General features: G+C 39.1%; 18 protein-coding genes. 3 read left to right on the top strand and 15 right to left on the bottom strand.

What is annotated here, in order from left to right:
- Positions 1 to 96: 96 nt before the first annotated feature.
- The 11 genes from miaE to AOLE_RS04660 form a co-directional block, all read right to left on the bottom strand.
- Positions 97 to 741 carry a tRNA-(ms[2]io[6]A)-hydroxylase gene (gene miaE, locus AOLE_RS04710; protein WP_013197099.1) on the bottom strand — a complete coding sequence of 215 codons (645 nt, stop codon included), beginning with the start codon at positions 739 to 741 and terminating at the stop codon, positions 97 to 99.
- 7 nt (positions 742 to 748) lie between these two features.
- On the bottom strand, positions 749 to 1,474 hold the full coding sequence (gene pdxJ / locus AOLE_RS04705) for a pyridoxine 5'-phosphate synthase (protein ID WP_004790748.1): 726 nt from the start codon (positions 1,472 to 1,474) through the stop codon (positions 749 to 751).
- 13 nt (positions 1,475 to 1,487) lie between these two features.
- Complete coding sequence (gene recO / locus AOLE_RS04700) at positions 1,488 to 2,201, bottom strand: DNA repair protein RecO (RefSeq protein WP_013197098.1); 714 nt, start codon at positions 2,199 to 2,201, stop codon at positions 1,488 to 1,490.
- A gap of 9 nt (positions 2,202 to 2,210) precedes the next feature.
- Complete coding sequence (locus AOLE_RS04695) at positions 2,211 to 2,414, bottom strand: NF038104 family lipoprotein (RefSeq protein ID WP_004790744.1); 204 nt, start codon at positions 2,412 to 2,414, stop codon at positions 2,211 to 2,213.
- Between the two features lie 17 nt (positions 2,415 to 2,431).
- A complete protein-coding gene (era, locus tag AOLE_RS04690; protein ID WP_081399272.1) occupies positions 2,432 to 3,454 on the bottom strand; it encodes a GTPase Era in 1,023 nt (340 codons plus the stop codon).
- A gap of 11 nt (positions 3,455 to 3,465) precedes the next feature.
- Entirely contained in the window at positions 3,466 to 4,158 is a 693-nt protein-coding gene (rnc, locus tag AOLE_RS04685; RefSeq protein ID WP_004790741.1) for a ribonuclease III, read from the bottom strand.
- The gene (locus AOLE_RS04680; protein WP_005307477.1) at positions 4,130 to 4,504 is read right to left on the bottom strand and encodes a DUF4845 domain-containing protein; all 375 of its coding nucleotides are present in this window, start codon (positions 4,502 to 4,504) and stop codon (positions 4,130 to 4,132) included. The genes rnc and AOLE_RS04680 overlap by 29 nt, the downstream gene beginning before the upstream one ends.
- Before the next feature lie 24 nt (positions 4,505 to 4,528).
- The gene (gene lepB / locus AOLE_RS04675) at positions 4,529 to 5,356 is read right to left on the bottom strand and encodes a signal peptidase I (RefSeq protein WP_013197097.1); all 828 of its coding nucleotides are present in this window, start codon (positions 5,354 to 5,356) and stop codon (positions 4,529 to 4,531) included.
- A gap of 76 nt (positions 5,357 to 5,432) precedes the next feature.
- On the bottom strand, positions 5,433 to 7,250 hold the full coding sequence (lepA, locus tag AOLE_RS04670; protein WP_013197096.1) for a translation elongation factor 4: 1,818 nt from the start codon (positions 7,248 to 7,250) through the stop codon (positions 5,433 to 5,435).
- Between the two features lie 174 nt (positions 7,251 to 7,424).
- On the bottom strand, positions 7,425 to 7,877 hold the full coding sequence (locus AOLE_RS04665) for an acyl-CoA thioesterase (RefSeq protein WP_004790729.1): 453 nt from the start codon (positions 7,875 to 7,877) through the stop codon (positions 7,425 to 7,427).
- 123 nt (positions 7,878 to 8,000) lie between these two features.
- Complete coding sequence (locus tag AOLE_RS04660) at positions 8,001 to 9,377, bottom strand: Do family serine endopeptidase (protein WP_005307484.1); 1,377 nt, start codon at positions 9,375 to 9,377, stop codon at positions 8,001 to 8,003.
- 230 nt (positions 9,378 to 9,607) lie between these two features.
- Between AOLE_RS04660 and nadB the strand changes: the two genes are divergently transcribed.
- Complete coding sequence (gene nadB / locus AOLE_RS04655; protein WP_013197095.1) at positions 9,608 to 11,251, top strand: L-aspartate oxidase; 1,644 nt, start codon at positions 9,608 to 9,610, stop codon at positions 11,249 to 11,251.
- A gap of 55 nt (positions 11,252 to 11,306) precedes the next feature.
- On the opposite strand, the gene AOLE_RS04650 is transcribed toward nadB, so the two are convergent.
- The 4 genes from AOLE_RS04650 to pabC form a co-directional block, all read right to left on the bottom strand.
- Positions 11,307 to 11,723, bottom strand: coding sequence for a PaaI family thioesterase (locus tag AOLE_RS04650; protein ID WP_013197094.1), 417 nt, complete (start codon positions 11,721 to 11,723; stop codon positions 11,307 to 11,309).
- 137 nt (positions 11,724 to 11,860) lie between these two features.
- Positions 11,861 to 12,460 (bottom strand): dTMP kinase, encoded by a 600-nt coding sequence (gene tmk, locus AOLE_RS04645; protein WP_013197093.1) that lies wholly within the window; start codon positions 12,458 to 12,460, stop codon positions 11,861 to 11,863.
- Between the two features lie 9 nt (positions 12,461 to 12,469).
- On the bottom strand, positions 12,470 to 13,540 hold the full coding sequence (gene mltG, locus AOLE_RS04640) for an endolytic transglycosylase MltG (protein ID WP_013197092.1): 1,071 nt from the start codon (positions 13,538 to 13,540) through the stop codon (positions 12,470 to 12,472).
- A gap of 1 nt (position 13,541) precedes the next feature.
- Positions 13,542 to 14,354, bottom strand: a complete 813-nt coding sequence (gene pabC, locus AOLE_RS04635; protein ID WP_013197091.1) for an aminodeoxychorismate lyase — start codon at positions 14,352 to 14,354, stop codon at positions 13,542 to 13,544.
- 263 nt (positions 14,355 to 14,617) lie between these two features.
- Between pabC and AOLE_RS04630 the strand changes: the two genes are divergently transcribed.
- Positions 14,618 to 15,625, top strand: a complete 1,008-nt coding sequence (locus tag AOLE_RS04630) for a sulfate ABC transporter substrate-binding protein (RefSeq protein ID WP_005307495.1) — start codon at positions 14,618 to 14,620, stop codon at positions 15,623 to 15,625.
- 30 nt (positions 15,626 to 15,655) lie between these two features.
- Complete coding sequence (locus AOLE_RS04625) at positions 15,656 to 16,264, top strand: RBBP9/YdeN family alpha/beta hydrolase (protein WP_013197090.1); 609 nt, start codon at positions 15,656 to 15,658, stop codon at positions 16,262 to 16,264.
- The last annotated feature ends 2 nt before the right edge of the window (positions 16,265 to 16,266 follow it).

The raw sequence follows: 16,266 nt of genomic DNA, 5'->3' as shown, positions 1-16,266 counted from the left end.
ACTAAAAGCAGAATATGCCTACCGCCGAAGAAATAAAGCTCACCTAATAAAAAAGTTTACCTTTTACGGTAAACTTTTTATTTAAAACTTCTAATATTATGCAGGCACACCGCTGTGAAAACGGAAAGTATCATCAGGCGTTAAAATCAGATTTTTTTCAACCTCACGAATATGCTCAATGCGCTGCTGAATATCCTCTTTAGGATTTTTCATTTTTGCAGTTTTTGCAACATCAAGTGCAAGTGCCAAATAGTCTTCAAAATGACGAGACTCCGACTTAAGCAAATAGCGATAATAGCGTCCTAACTCATCATCTACACGTGGGGCAAGAGCATGAAAGCGTTCGCATGAGCGCGCCTCAACAAAAGCACCTACCACAAGTACATCAATTAAAGCTTCTGGCTCATAAGTACGAATCTCTTTACGCAACCCACCAGCATAACGCCCTGCACTTAAGCCATCCCATTTCTGACCACGCTTAGCCATAAGCTCAAGCACTTGTTCATAATGAAGCATTTCTTCCCGTACGAGCTGCGCAAGCTTTACTTGCAAATCAGGGAAGAAGCTATAACGGAACATTAAATTCATTGCTGTACTAGCTGCTTTTTTTTCACAATTCGCATGATCTTGCATCAAAATATCTAGATTATTGATTGCCTCATCTAACCATGCTTTTGGTGTTTGGCAGCCTAAAAAAGCCAAGACAGGTTGCATTAATTCATCGTAATTGATACTCGACATAACCAAATTAACCTGCCACCTGAATTGCTGCTTTCATATCTTTAACAGCTTGAACCAGACCCACAAAAACACTATCTGCAATAATTGAGTGTCCAATGTTTAACTCATGAATTTGTGAGATAGCAGCAATTGGAGCAATATTTTTAAGGTTAAGGCCATGACCAGCATTTACAACCAAACCTTTTGAAGCTGCATATTCAACACCTTTGATAATACGCGCCAACTCAGCCTGTTGATCTTGCTCTGTTGCCGCATCTGCATATGCACCCGTGTGTAACTCAATCGTAGGTGCACCACATGCAACTGCTGCATCAATTTGAGCTAAATCTGCATCAATAAATAATGATACGTCACAGCCAATAGCAGCTAAAGTCTGAGTTGCAGCTTTAACTTTTTCAAAGTTACCTACTACATCTAAACCACCTTCGGTAGTTACTTCTTGGCGTCTTTCAGGAACAAAACAAACATGCTGTGGCTGAATTTCTTTCGCAAACTCGACCATTTCATCAGTAACAGCTAACTCAAGATTCATACGTGTTTTTAATAATGGACGCATGCGGCGTACGTCATCATCTTGAATATGGCGACGGTCTTCACGCAAATGCAAAGTAATGCCCTCTGCACCAGCTTGTTCACAAATAAGAGCAGCTTCTACAGGATCTGGGTAAGTAGTACCGCGCGCCTGTCTCAAAGTAGCAACATGGTCTATGTTTACACCAAGCAATGCAGCCATAAATAAATCCTAATTACGATTGAGTTTGAGTGTTTTGAATCCACAATTGTCGACTTTTTAGGGGACGATCACCTAAAAGCGATGTAATCATTTGACGGTATAGTTTACCTAATAATTGCAATTGTTCGAGAGAAAAATCCTGCCCTTGCTCATAATCCAACATAGACAAAATCGCTTTCCCTGACAAAGAAGAACGACTCGCCTGCACAACAGGAGCAAAACCCTCTGTCACTTGAAATTGATAAAACTGATGAGCCTGAATCGGCTGTTGTTGGGCATCGACTGAGAAATCAAGTGCGTATCCAAGTTCAGGAAGTAAAATATGCTCGAACTGGCGCAAAATCTGCCGAAGAAAAAGGTCAGGATTTTCGTGGGAAGATAATTGTTGTAATTGAAGTAACGTTAACTGATATTGCTCAAACGTTTGTGGCATTGTCTCTTCTAATGGACAAAGTCTAAGAACAACTTCATTTAAATAAAATCCAGCAAAAAAAGCATCACCAAAAAAGAAAACAGGCTGATTTAAGATTTCAAGCTTTGTAAAGTTTTTCAGCTCACTTTTACCCGTGGCTTGCAAGCGGATAGGCTGATATTGAGGGGGCGGAGTCTGTCTTAAAATACCATCGACTCGCCCATACTCCTGAGTAAAAAGATGCACAATATGACTTTTTTCACGGTACTTACGGTGATGAATCATATATCCATGGAGGACTTCATTGCGCATCATAAAAAGAAACTATTCCTCAGATTCTTTTTCTTTTTTGTCATCCTCATCATCACCGTCAGGAATTACCGCCCCTACAACCGCCGCTGTACCTTTAACAACACCTTTTGTAGTTTTATAGGCGATACCTACTGGTACGGTTACAAGCTTGTATACACAACCTTGTAACATCAATGTACATCCAATTATAGCGACCAATGATGTAATTGTTTTCATACCAGCATCCTTATCCTTTAGATATCACTATACCCTAAGCTTTTTAAAGCACGCTCATCATCAGACCAGCCACCTTTAACTTTAACCCACAAAGTAAGCATGATCTTTTGCTCAAACATTTTTTCCATGTCTTTACGAGCATCCATACCGATTGTTTTAAGCTTGGCACCTTTTTCACCAATCACAATCGCTTTTTGGCCTGCACGATCTACAAAAATCGTTGCATCAATATAAGTACAGGCTGGCTTTAAACGACCAGTTTTTTCATTAACAGTCTCTTCTTCCGTTTTGAAAGATTCAATTTGTACTGTTAAATCATAAGGTAATTCTTCACCTAACTGACGCATGATTTTTTCGCGAATAATTTCGCTAGCTAAAAAGCGTTCAGAACGGTCAGTAATCTGATCAAATGAATACAAAGGCGCTTGGTAAGGAAGATACTTCTCAATCGTTTCGCTCAAGTGTTCCAAATTTGCTCCGCGTAATGCAGATACAGGAACGATCTCGGCAAAATTCATAAGTTTAGCGCGCTCTTGAATCAAAGGCAGAATATCTCTTTTATCTTCAAAAGTATCAGCTTTGTTAATCACCAAAATAACTGGCATTTCAGCATTCTTGAGTTTTTCAAGCACTAAGTCGTCATTTTGCGTCCACTTATAAGCATCAATAACAAATAAGACCAAATTGACGTCGCGCAATGCAGAATGAGCTGCACGATTCATCATTTTATTAATAGCGCGCACTTCTTTTTTATGCATACCTGGGGTATCTACATATACCGCCTGCATTTTTTCACGCGAATCAATACCAATAATTTTATGACGTGTTGTTTGAGGTTTACGCGAAGTAATAGAAAGCTTTTGACCTAACAAATGGTTCATGAGGGTAGATTTACCCACATTTGGACGTCCCACAATCGCCACAAATCCGCTCTTAAAATCCGAAGGAATTGTTACGCCTTTGGAACTAAAAAATTGATCAATCAGATTATTAGGATCTTGGTTCTCATTTGAATCTGGATTGATTTGATCAGAATGCATCGACATGCAGGTTATTGCTCCAATAACTTTAAAATTTCCGCCGCTGCTGCCTGCTCGGCAAAACGACGACTTGAACCCTCACCATGAATCTTTGATAAGCCATCTATCAAACATTCAACTTTAAAGTGCTGGTGAGGTGCATCACCCTGAATATCTACAACCTCGTAAACAGGGAGAGGTTTTTTACGTGCTTGTAGATACTCTTGTAAACGTGATTTAGGGTCTTTAAGTTGATCCGTAGGCTCAATATGGTCTAAATACGGTACATACCATTTTAGCACAATATCTGTAAGTAAGTTGAGATCACCACTATCAATATAAATTGCACCAATAATGGCTTCTACCGTGTCAGCCAATATTGACTCACGATGATGACCACCAGATTTCAATTCACCCGTACTTAATATTAAACACCGACTAAGTTGCAAATCGGTTGCAATCTTACCTAACGCCTCCTGACGTACTAAAGTCGCTCGCATACGCGTTAGGCGACCTTCGTTTTCATTTGGATAGGCATGATATAGATAATTGGCAATAATCATGCCTAATAATGAATCGCCTAAAAACTCCAAGCGCTCGTAATTGTATTTATGACTCACCGAACGATGAGTCAAAGCTAACTGTAACAATTCAAGCTGCTTGAATTGATATCCGATTCGACTCAATAAGCGAGGATCACTTAGTTTGAACTGATGTTTTATCAAAACTCTTCTCAAATGTTAAAACTAAATCAATATTTGATAAGAAGGGTTTTCTTACCTCATATTTCTTTTGGACTTTTAGACCAGACTCATTAAACACTTGCGCAATCTCTTTAAAATGAAGATCACGAATATTGTTCATTTCCAGTCGCTGATCCATTTGTGTCATAAACTTCTGTGGAGTGATGTCAGAAGAGCTTTCTTGTAAAAGCTCTTCTATTTGATTGTTAATCAATCGATCATCCCAATATGCTGGCCAAACTGCAAGTACAGCTTTTACTGCAACCGCAAATATAACCACCCCAAATAAAATTGCTAAATACGAAGTACCTTGTTGTGCCTTACGCATTTCTTTTTTTCCTAATGGTTGTTTTTAATCTATTTTTCCATTTCGGCCAAAGTTAGGAAGATGTAAACCTGGTTCTTTATGCATCCAGACATAGAATGCTCGTCCTGTTAAATTTTCTTCAGGAACGAAACCCCAGAAACGACTGTCTGCACTTTGATCACGGTTATCCCCCATTGCAAAGTAATGTCCTTTTGGAACAGTCACTTCCCAATATAAACCGTCTTGGTTTGCATATTTACCATTTTCAACATAGTTGATAAACGGTGCTTGACGCGCCACATTTACGCCTTCAAGTTCACGCATTGTAAAGGTGTGCTCACCAATCGTCTCTTTATGATAAATAGACGTTGGTGTATCTAATACATCTTTTTCACGGCTAAACTGTGTTAATACTTTCGGTACTTTTTGTCCGTTAATAATCAATTGTCCATGATCATAAACAAGATGATCGCCTGGCAAACCGATTACACGTTTAATATAACTAATGGTAGGTTGAGGTGGATAACGGAATACAATCACATCACCACGCTTTGGTTCTCCCACATCAATAATTTTCTTATTAACGATAGGTAAACGCACACCATAATCAAATTTATTAACCAAAATAAAATCACCAGTTTCTAAAGTAGGTACCATAGAGTCCGATGGAATATTAAATGGTTCGTAAAGGAATGAACGAAGTACAAGTACTACAGCTAAAACTGGCCAAAAGTCATAAGCCCATGTAATAACAAAATTTTCGTTCCCGCGCCCTTTATTTGCACGCTGCTTGAATACAAGTTTATCTAACAACCACACTGCAAATAGAATCAGCGTAACTGGAACAAGAATTAAATTAAAATCAAAATCCACACGACCTCACTCGCAGCCTAGCTGCTTGTCTTAAAGTAGGGGAAAGTAATGTCTTACTCCCCCCGACCCTCATTTCTTATCTTTCTACTTTCAATACAGCCAAGAACGCTTCTTGTGGAATTTCAACACTTCCCACTTGTTTCATACGTTTCTTACCTTCTTTTTGTTTAGAAAGTAGTTTTTTCTTACGCGAAACGTCACCACCATAACATTTTGCCAATACGTTTTTACGCATCGCTTTTACAGTAGAACGGGCAATAATTTGCGCACCGATTGCTGCCTGAATAGCAACATCGAACATTTGGCGAGGAATCAAGTCTTTCATTTTCTCAACCAATGCAATACCACGATGGCGTGCATCATTACGGTGACAAATCATAGCCAAGGCATCAACCTTTTCGCTATTAATTAACACATCAACCTTAACTAAAGCTGAACTTTCAAAACGTACAAAGTTATAGTCTAAAGATGCAAAGCCACGAGAGCATGACTTTAATCTGTCAAAGAAATCCATAACGACTTCAGCCATCGGGATTTCAAAAGTAATAGAAACTTGGTTACCCAAGAATTTCATATCTTTTTGTACACCACGACGTTCGATACATAGCGTCATTACATTCCCTAAGTATTCTTGAGGAACAAGGATATGACATTCTGCAATCGGTTCACGCAAATCTTCTACAGTAGATCCGTCTGGCATTTTTGATGGACTGTCGATATAAATCGTTTCGCCCTTCTTGGTTAATGCTTCATAAATTACAGTAGGCGCAGAACTAATGAGATCAAGATCGTACTCACGCTCTAAACGCTCTTGTACAATCTCCATGTGTAGCATTCCTAAGAAGCCACAACGGAAACCAAAGCCTAGTGCATCAGAACTTTCTGGTTCAAAGAATAAAGCCGAGTCGTTAATCTGCAATTTTTGTAGCGCTTCACGGAATGGCTCAAAATCGCTCGCATCAATCGGGAAAAGACCAGCATAAACCTGTGGTTTAACTTTTTTGAAACCCGGTAAAATCGTAACATCAGGGGTAGATGCAAGCGTAATCGTGTCACCTACTGGCGCACCAAAAATATCTTTAATACCCGCAATTACAAAACCTACTTCACCAGCTTCAAGGATATCTGTTTCCGTATGCTTCGGATTAAACACACCCACTGAAGTGACCGGATGAGTTTGACCTGTCGATTTAACCAACATTTTGTCGCCCTTACGGATACGACCTTGTTTAATACGTACAAGAGAAACTACACCTAGGTAGTTATCAAACCATGAGTCGATAATTAATGCTTGTAATGGAGCATCACGATCACCTTCAGGCGCTGGAATAACATCGACTAAACGCTCTAAAACACCTTCAACACCTAAACCAGTTTTCGCTGAACAGGTTGGTGCATCTGTGGCTTCAATCCCGATAATTTCTTCAATTTCATGAATTACACGTTCAGGTTCAGCCTGAGGCAAATCAATTTTATTTAAAATAGGAAGAACTTCGAGACCTTGTTCAATCGCGGTATAACAGTTTGCAACTGATTGTGCTTCTACACCTTGTGCAGCATCTACAACCAATAGTGCACCTTCACATGCAGCTAATGAACGAGAAACTTCATACGAGAAGTCTACGTGTCCGGGAGTATCAATAAAGTTAAGTTGATATTCCTGACCATTAGGATGAGTATAATATAGCGTGACTGAAGCGGCTTTAATGGTAATCCCACGTTCGCGCTCAAGCTCCATTGAGTCCAAGACTTGAGCTTGCATTTCACGATCTTGTAGACCACCACACATCTGAATAAAACGGTCAGCCAATGTAGACTTACCATGGTCAATGTGGGCAATAATCGAGAAATTTCGTATATTTTTGATATCGACGGATTTTTTAGCTTGCGCCATGGGTTACCTTGAGAAAATATAGAGTGCTATGTAGCTTGTTTTAATACACAGCCAAAGCAGTTAAATAAATTGCGTGAGATTATAACAGATGGATATTTTAAAGTATCCAAAATAATCATGAGCTTTGTACTTATGTTTTAAAAATGACAATCAAAGTGAGGCCACTACTTCAGGTTATTGAGCATACGAAATAGTAAAATCATAAGGGTTTATGCTTGAATCAAGCGGCTTGTATGCATGGGTAAAAGTTGGAGACATTCGTTTTGGACGTCCTGTAGCAATTTCAATGCATGCCCATTTAGTATTTCCGACAAATAATACGGCCTGATCTGATGGGCGGAAAAATACATATTGGCGAAACGAATAAAGAGCATTGATATCATCTAACCATGTACGTAATACAATTTGTTCGCCTTCAAATGCAGCTTTACGATATTGCACATGATGCTCAACCGCGACCATTGCATGTTTTAGTTCAAGATATTTAGTTACCCCGACTCCTAATGTTTCAACATGAGCAGCAGCTACATCTTGCATCCACTGTACATACATCACATTATTCACATGTCCTAACGCATCAATATGATGTGGCTGCACCTGAATATGTAAATCAAAAATACTACTCACAAATGTTCACTCTTATTTATTAAATTTCAAACTAAAATAAGTGTAGGTAGATATCACTATACGCTCAAGATAAATAACAAAAACCACCCATGTTTAGGGTGGTTCATTGTTTCTTTTTTAAGTTTACTGAATACGTAAACCAAGCATTGCGCGTTGTCCCTGACGAATAATTGCAACACGCGCTACCGTATTTTTTTGCAAGTTAGAAACGACTTTTGCAAAATCCTGACTATTTAAAATCTGGTTATTGTTGACTTGAACAATCACATCACCCGGTATGATATTTGACAATGATGCTAAGCCACCACGGCGAACATCTTGTACATAGATACCACCTTTTACACTTAAAGCACTTTTTTCTGGCTCAGCTAAATCACGAATGCTCATTCCTAAAACTGGGCCTTTAGATACAGTACTTTGTGCACCTGTGGCAGGCGTTTCATCTGGAGCAGTCGTTAAAGTTGCTGAAATATTACGGGTTTTGTCGTCACGTAATACTTCAAACTGAACAGTTTGATTCGGCTGTACTTTGTTTAATGCGTAGAGTAATTCACTCGTGCGCGATACCGGATTACCGTTATATTTCAGAATCACATCACCCGCTCGCAAGCCTGCTTTTTGTGCAGGTGAGTTCGGAGAAATTTGAGTAATTAAAGCACCTTCAGGTTTTGGTAACTTGTAAGCATCGGCAAGGTTGCGGTCAATGTCTTGCATCATCACACCAAGATAAGAGCGTGTTACCTTACCTTTAGTTTTAAGCTGTTCGGCTACATCCATCGCTACGTCAATCGGGATAGAAAAAGACAAGCCCATATAGCCGCCAGTACCACTAAATATTCGAGAGTTTACCCCGACTACTTCACCATTTTGGTTAAATAGTGGACCACCAGAGTTACCTGGGTTTAGCGCAACGTCAGTTTGAATAAATGGTACCGAAGTTTCACCACTCATATTTCGTGATTTAGCACTCACAATACCTGCCGACGCAGAGTAGTCAAAACCGAAAGGCGAACCAATTGCTAAAACTGGCTCTCCCACTCGCAAACGGTCAACATTTCCTACGCGTAAAGCTGGATAGCTATTTCCAGTCACCTTTAACAATGCAACGTCTGTACGCTCATCACTCCCAACCACAGTTGCATCAATTTCACGGCGGTCATTTAAAGTAATACTAATGCGTGAGGCATTTTCAATCACATGGTGGTTGGTGAGTAGGTAACCATCTTTACTAATAAAAAATGCACTACCGTATGCAGTTTTTTCTTGTGGACCCTGTTGCTGTGGAATGATGACCTGATTTCCAAAGAAACGTTTCAAAATTTCAGGGACTTGCTGCTGCAACAGTTCATCCTGAGTCATTTTTTTTACGACGTTTACACTCACCACTGCTGGACTAACTTGTTCAACGAGGTTTGAAAAATCAACAGCAGCATTTGCCTGAACAGCAGCAACTGTAAATACCGCTGCATACATTCCTTGTTGTAAATAGCGAGTTTTCATTCGGTGCTCACCCACAATTGGTCTACGAGAATAAGAATAAAACTGTTGTATCACAACGCTTTGGGGTTGTGCGTAACAATATGTTTATTTGTAAGGCATCCTTACAATCATTATTTTACGCATTGCAACTTTTTAAGCCAATTGCAATTTTTCTCTGAGTTAGAGCGCTTAAGCTCTTGCCTTTTTAGATAAAAAGGGGTGTCATTAGCGGACGTTTTAGATTGTTGCGAATGGACATGCCTAATTTACAGACAATTCACCACTTTGACGTGATTATTGTGGGCAGCGGCGGTGCTGGTTTAAGTCTGGCTTTATCGTTACCAAATCATTTTAATATTGCAGTTTTAGCCAAAGCTGCTTTAACCGAAGCAAGTACCTTCTATGCTCAAGGTGGTGTTGCTGCTGTTCTTGATGAGACTGACTCTATTCAACAGCACATTAATGACACTATGATTGCAGGCGCTCATTTATGTGAAATGGATGCGGTACAACATACCGTAGAAGGCGGTCGTCCTTCTGTTGATTTTCTTTTAAAGCAAGGTGTGCAATTTACTTTAGATGAAGATGAACAACTTCATTTAACGCGCGAAGGTGGCCATTCACAGCGACGCATTATCCATTCTGCTGATGCAACAGGTAAAGCCATTTCAACCACCTTGGTTGAACGTGCCAAAGAACGTAAAAATATTACTATTTTTGAAAATTACATTGCGATTGATTTAATTACATCGCATAAATTAGGTCATACAGATCAAGCAAATCGCGCTATTGGTTTGTATGCCTTAGATGAAAATACAGAAAAAGTTCATACTTTCCTTGCACCATTTACCGCACTTGCTTGCGGCGGTGCGATGAAAGCTTATCTGTACACATCTAATCCAGATATTGCTACAGGTGATGGTATTGCAATGGCCTTCCGTGCAGGTTGCCGTGTAGCCAATATGGAGTTTAACCAATTCCACCCAACTTGCCTGTATCACCCTCAAGCGCGCTCTTTTTTAATTACCGAAGCCATGCGTGGTGAAGGTGCTTATTTACGCTTGCCAGATGGCGAGCGTTTTATGCTACGTTTTGATGATCGTGCAGAACTAGCTCCTCGCGATATTGTGGCACGTACCATTGACCATGAAATTAAACGCCTCGGTATTCGTCATGTGTGGTTGGACATTACACATAAATCACCAGAGTTTATCAAAGAGCACTTCCCTACACTTTATGCGCGATTGCTTGAGTTAGGTATCGACATTACCAAAGACATGATTCCAGTGGTACCAGCAGCGCACTATACATGTGGTGGTGTTGTGGTTGACTCAAATAGTCAGACTGATATTGAAGGTCTCTATGCGATTGGTGAGACGTCTTATACGGGCTTACATGGTGCAAACCGTATGGCAAGTAACTCATTACTTGAGTGCTTCGTTTACGGCATGAGTGCAGCAAAAGATATCGAAAATAAATTTGATGAAAACTTCAAATTACCTGAAGTACCAACTTGGGATGACTCACAAGTAACCAACCCTGATGAAGATGTAGTGATTTTACAAAACTGGGATGAGTTACGTTCGACCATGTGGAACTATGTTGGTATTGTAAGAACTACAAAACGTTTAGAACGTGCTTTGCACCGTATTGAAATGTTAAAGCGTGAAATCACTGAGTATTATCAAGACTACCGTGTCAGCAAAAATTTAATTGAGTTGCGTAACCTTGTTTTAGTATCTGAGATGATTGTGCGCTGTGCTATGCAACGTAAAGAATCACGTGGTCTACATTACACGCTTGATTATCCAGAAACTTCGAGTGAGATTCGTAAAACAGTTCTAACACCGCCAAATTTTGCAGTTGAACAGCCATTGGTTAATACTGATATTTAAGCTGTTCTTCTAAAAAAAGCACAGTTCAGACTGTGCTTTTTATTTGCTTTAATATTTATGATCTAGGTGGAATTGAATAAGTTGCGGTCACATGTGCAACGGGTTCTTCTAACCCTACTGAATAAATCCAGACCTCACCCACGACCAAGCTCTTTCCGACTTTCATGAGTTTACATTCACTACGTAAGTCTTGATCACCTGCGGGTTTTCTTAGAAAATTAATATTAAAATTGGTCGTTACAGCTAAACCGATAATTCCGATTTCACCTAATATTGCAATATATAAAGCAAAGTCGGCCAAAGTCATCATGGTTGGACCAGATATGGTACCACCGGGCCGTTGATGCCTTTGATCGACATGATAATAAACGACAGCAGCTTTAGGCGTGACTGATTCAATCGTGCAATGTTCAAGACTTGGTGGAAATTCCTTTTCAAGAAATGCCACGATTTCTTCTTTTGAGCTTTTCATCCTTGTTATTCTTCAATCTATAAATCATATGTAAGATAGCATAAGAAAATAGCAGATATTTTCTATGACGTTTTAAATCAGAATTAACGTCATTTTTCACCACTCCCATAGTCTATAAGAGTGGCTCATCCAATTGCTTATCCTAAATATTGCAATGCCTGTTCGAACACCTGATCAGGACTTTGGGTTGCATCTATTCGCTTAATACGTTCAGGTTCAGCTTTCCACAAGGTTTCATAACCTTCACGAACCTTAGTAAAGAAACTTAACTTTTCTTGTTCAAAACGATCTAAAGCTCCACGTTCACGTGCACGGTTCATCCCGAGTTCAATCGGTGCGTCTAACCAGAACGTTACTTCTGGCATGCGTGAAACAAAGTTCTGATTTAAAAGCTGTAATTTATCTTGGCTTAAACCACGACCAGTACATTGATAAGCAAAGCTTGCATCGGTAAAACGATCACTTAATACAATTTTATTAGACTCTAAAGCCGGCAAAATGACTTGTTGTAAGTGTTGAGCACGTGCCGCATAAATTAAGAGTAGCTCAGTATCATGACTCATATTTTCATCATGATTCACTGCCAAAAGCATAGAACGTATTTGTTCAGCTAGCGGCGTACCACCCGGTTCACGGGTTAAAACAACTTGTTTACCTTGCTCTTCAAAATACTGATGAATTTTTCGAATGAGTGTAGTTTTACCTACCCCTTCCGTGCCTTCAAAGCTAATAAACATCTCTTTTCCTTATTTCTTCGATCTCAACACGGATAAGTACTCTTGCACCGCTTGATTATGCGCTTGCAAGCTTGCTGTAAATTTATGCCCACCATTACCAGTCGCTACAAAATAGATGTTATTTGAATCATCTGGATGCAATGCAGCTTCAATTGCTTTTTGGCTTGGTAAAGCAATTGGCGTTGGCGGTAAGCCATTAATAGTATAAGTATTATATGCTGTTGGGGTACGGAGGTCTTCTCGAGTAATATTGCCTTTATAGTTATTACCCATACCGTAAATAACAGTTGGATCCGTTTGTAAGCGCATACCAATTTTTAAACGGCGAACAAAAACTCCTGAAACTTGTGTAAGTTCACTGTCTAAACTTGTTTCTTTCTCAACAATAGAAGCCATAATTAATGCTTCATATTTATCTTTATAAGGTAAATTCGGCGCACGATTTGCCCAAGCTGCATCTAGTGCTTTCATTTGACGGTGGTATAAATCGGTCAGAATTTTCTTATCTGTTTCACCTTTGGCAAAGAAATAAGTATTAGGTGCAAACAGACCTTCAGAATGCCCATAAGGAATCCCAAGCGCCTTCATCAACTGATCATCTGGTAAATCTAATATTGTATTTTTTACGTTTTTATCATTTTTGAGTGCAGTAATAAGCTGTTTAAAAGTTGTACCTTCAATGACCAAGACACGGTTCATCTGAGCATTATCTGCATCAGATAGCATCTCTAATACTTCCCTTACACTCATTCCCTGTTCAATTTCATACACACCAGCTTTCATGCTGTCATGAATCATAAATTTCTGATAAAGCTTCAATACCACTGGAAAGCTAATTTTGCCTTCTTTCGCCAAACGATCAATAAAACCAGAATAGGTTTCACCAGATGTAATGGATAACATCTGTTTTTTGCCTTCAATAGGATAAGCTTTGAATAGACTCGACCATAAAATGGCAAAAGTAGAAATTAAAACAATAAAAAGGCCAATTAGAACCAATCGCTTAGAAAATTTTGGAGCTTGTTTTTTGTTATTTTTCTTGGCGTTTTTTGCTTTCGCATTCACAGGTGGCTTCGGCATATTAATGAATCTGATTTAAGTTAAGGATATGAAATAAATCTATGCATGCCTGTGTTTCTAGCGTTTTCTCACCTAAATGAGTGACTACTCGCATAGGGTTTAAAGCATTACAAAAGAATAGACTTTGTATTTCAGATACTTCATCTAACTCAATTACACGTACTTCACAGGCAATACCATGGTGCTGCATACGTGCCAGAATTTCTGCCCGCATTACACCGTGGACGCCATTATAGCGAAGTTCCGGAGTAATCCATCTATCATTTAAGCGAATAAAACAATTACTACTAACCCCTTCAACAATATAACCTTGTACATCAGTAACTAATGCTTCAGCCCACCCTAGTTGATCTGCTTCTTTTTTTAGCAATACTTGTTCAAGACGGTTTAAAGATTTAAGCCCGACCAAGCTTGGCATGGTTAAACCTAAGGCCTGATTTAAAACACCACACTGTATAACGTCTGGCAAAGATGGCTCTAAAGCTTTCGGATAAAACCAGATATAAATATCGGCGTCATGCTTTGGCAAACTATAGCCACGGTCGCCTATCCCACGACTAATCACAATTTTTAAAGTGCCGTTGAGTACAAGATTTTGCTTTTGTAATTGCTCTAAGCTCTGTTCTATGAGTTCAAAATCCGCAATTAAAGACAGTTTTTGACATGCAAGTTTTAGGCGCTCCCAATGTCTTTCTTTAAGCTCAATCTGATTTTGGAAAACACGAATTGTGGTAAAGCATCCATCTCCATAATGAAATGCTCGATCCAGTAAAGGAATGGTTTCAACAGGTTGCCCATTTTTAAAACACCACATGTTTAACCCATCCTATGCTTAAAACGACCCGACAATACAACACCTTTCATTTAAATATTAAATGACTGATTTTAAAAAATTATACCGATTTCGTATCAACTTTTGAAACTTGTTCTATATCAAGATTTAAGAATAACTTATCTATTTTTACTATTTCTATTTTTTTCATATTAAATTCGTTTTTTATTATTTTTTTAGAATAAAGACTAGCGCTATTCTGCGTTCATGTTTTGAACATTTCATATTTTTTGAGGACTTATCTCATGCGTTTTTCACAATTAAAAGTCGGGGTTATCGCTGCACTTCTGTCTGTTTCATCATTTGCAGCGCAAGAATTTTTAAACGTCTCTTACGATCCTACTCGTGAGTTATATACAGATTTCAATAAACAGTTCGGTACTTACTGGAAACAACGTACTGGTCAAGATATTGAGTTCAAACAATCACACGGCGGTTCTGGTAAGCAGGCGCGTGCAGTGATTGATGGCTTAAATGCAGATGTAGTGACATTAGCACTTGCAGCTGATATCGATGAAATTGCGGAAAAAGCAAAATTACTTCCAGCTGACTGGCAGAAAAAGTTACCGCAGAACTCTACCCCATACACTTCAACAATTGTGTTTTTAGTGCGTAAAGGTAATCCAAAACAAATTAAAGACTGGGGTGATTTAATCAAACCAGGTGTAGAAATTATTACGCCAAACCCGAAAACTTCAGGTGGTGCTCGTTGGAATTATCTTGCAGCTTGGGCTTGGGCAAAACATCAACCAGGTGGTAACGATGCTAAAGCACAAGAGTATGTTCGCCAAATTTATAAACATACTAAAGTTTTAGACTCAGGTGCACGCGGTGCAACCACAACTTTTGCTGAACGTGGTATTGGTGATGTATTACTCGCTTGGGAAAACGAAGCATATTTAGCTACTCGTGAACAACCAGGCAAATTTGAAATTATTACCCCGTCTCTTTCGATTTTAGCTGAACCTCCAGTTGCAGTTGTTGAGAAAAATGCTGCGAAAAAAGGCAACTTAACGATTGCTAAGGGTTACCTCAACTACTTGTATTCACCAGCTGGTCAAGAAATTGCAGCACGCAACTTCTACCGTCCACGCAATGCAGCCGTTCTTAAGAAATACAGCAACGTATTTAAGCCATTGAAGCTTGTAACTATCGATAAAGAGTTTGGTGGTTGGACGAAGGTACAAAAGAAACACTTCGACAATGGTGGTGTTTTCGATCAAATCGTGAAAATCAATAGTACAGAGAAGTAATTCTTTGTACTAAAGATAAGGAGAACAGACATGATTCATACTGTAATTGTTCCAGGTGTAGGTGGAAGTGAACATCAGCATTGGCAATCTTGGTTGCAGCGTAAACTCGTGTCTAGTTCTCGTGTTGAGCAAAAAAACTGGGATAGACCTGTACTAAATGAATGGGTCGAGCAATTCGTTAAAACGGTTCAAGCAGCGCCAGCTCCTGTGCAAATTGTTGCTCATAGCTTTGGTTGCTTAACAAGTGTTGCTGCTTTAGCTGAGCATCCAGAGTTAAAAAATCGAGTTAAGAAACTTATTTTAGTCGCTCCGGCAAATCCAGCACGCTTTGGGGAAGCAGGTTTTGCTCGACATAGTTTGACCGACTACAAAGATTATTTTCATCAATTAAAAATTGATGTGCCTACAACGCTCCTCATTAGTGAAAATGATCCATGGCTTGGTTTTTTTGATGCATTACAACTTGCGAAATCATGGAAATTAAACCCTGTTAATCTTGGTGAAGTCGGCCATATTAATGTTGCTTCAGGTTTTGGCCCGTTTCCAGATTTGCTGAATTATTTGATTCCAGAAGATTCGATGTGTAGTCACTCATCTATCGACCCGGTAAAAACTCATTTCTCTTTGAAATTTGCTTAATA

The organism is Acinetobacter oleivorans DR1 (assembly GCF_000196795.1).
Classification (GTDB): domain Bacteria; phylum Pseudomonadota; class Gammaproteobacteria; order Pseudomonadales; family Moraxellaceae; genus Acinetobacter; species Acinetobacter oleivorans.
This window is presented reverse-complemented; position numbering and strand designations above follow the sequence as displayed.